The organism is Peribacillus huizhouensis (assembly GCF_014138605.1).
Lineage (GTDB): Bacteria > Bacillota > Bacilli > Bacillales > DSM-1321 > Peribacillus > Peribacillus huizhouensis.
Genome location: NZ_JACJHX010000055.1, coordinates 1 through 1,342 on the forward strand (window position 1 = coordinate 1; position 1,342 = coordinate 1,342).

Annotated in this window: 1 protein-coding gene; it reads right to left on the reverse strand. The window is 30.0% G+C overall.

What is annotated here, in order from left to right; translation table 11 throughout:
- Positions 1-615, reverse strand: a 615-nt coding sequence (locus tag HNP81_RS23570) for an endonuclease NucS domain-containing protein (RefSeq protein ID WP_182504189.1), incomplete at its 3' end; no start/stop codon positions are given.
- Positions 616-1,342: the final 727 nt, after the last annotated feature.

Sequence of the window (1,342 nt, forward strand, 5' to 3'; positions counted from 1 at the left end):
ATCACGCTCTCCACTATCTTTTGTAAGATGAAATAATAATCGATTTCCTACTGTTGAAATGGATAGGAATTTTTCATTACGGTTAATAATCTGAAACATAATTCCATCCGAAATGTTACACATAATTGGGTTATCTCTAGTGTGGAGAGTAGTTGAAATAAAGTTAAAAATCTCTTCTGCTAATTCTTTTTGTTTATTTAGTTTTTGAAAAATTTTATCTTTAGTTTTATACTTAGAACCTCCTTTTGGAACTTCTAAAATTCTATCCAACTTTACGTCAATATGTTGTTTATTTATCCATTGGCTTTCTATTTCTAAGTCTTCAAGTTTACTAATTAAGCTTTGTTCTATTTGCCTGTTAGAAATTAGCATGAACCTTGCGTCCTCAGATGATACTAGTTTCTTATATTCAATTATCTGTTCAATTGCTTTTTCATCAACATATTCCTTTACTTCAACAAATAATTGCTTACCATTTTTGTCTTCAAAGAGTATATCACAACGTTTTCTCGTGTTACCTATTAATGTTTCTCTCTCAATTAACCTAAGTTGTTCTTCTATAATGCTGTGACAGGCTATAAGTTTATTTTGTAGTACGATTTCTTCGTTCTTCATATTTCCCCCAATACCCTTCATGTATATTTAAAAGTTAATGAACTAATTTAATTCCATAAATTCTATAAAATCTATCAGTTCCCTTTATTTTTAGTGGATATTTTAAAAGTTGAGGCTGAAGGAAAAGAAACAACAGAACTATCATCTTACTACTGGTATTATCTAGGGCTATTATCGTTAGTGGGACTTATACAATATTATTACGCAATACTGCATCGAACATGCTAGGCAAATCTTTTGAAGATACCTAGAATTGAGGAACTTAGACGATTTTGGTCAAAGTAGACGATCACTTAAATTGTAATCGTCTCTGTAATCCTTATTGTATTACCAATATAAGTAAAACAAGAAAGACGATCACTTTAAATGTAACCGTCTCTTTGATGTTTATTCTATAACCAGTATCGTTGTACTGCGCAGCAATGACTTTTATTCGTCTCTCTTATTACAAATTAGTACCCGTTTGTTAAAGTACATTCCTTTACAATCATGACATCCTATCTACTATCTTTATGATAATCTTTTCATATAAAGGCAAAACGAGGATGTATTATCTTTAAAAAATTTCAGTGATTAGCTCACCATCATTTGTTACTAATACTTTTAGTTCTTTATTTTCAATATATGCTTTTTTCCTGTATTGTTCATACTTTTCTTTATGTACAAATATAGGACCTTGAACGGAAGTTGTATGTTCTGACTGTAGATTACTAAGTAGAGTTACCAT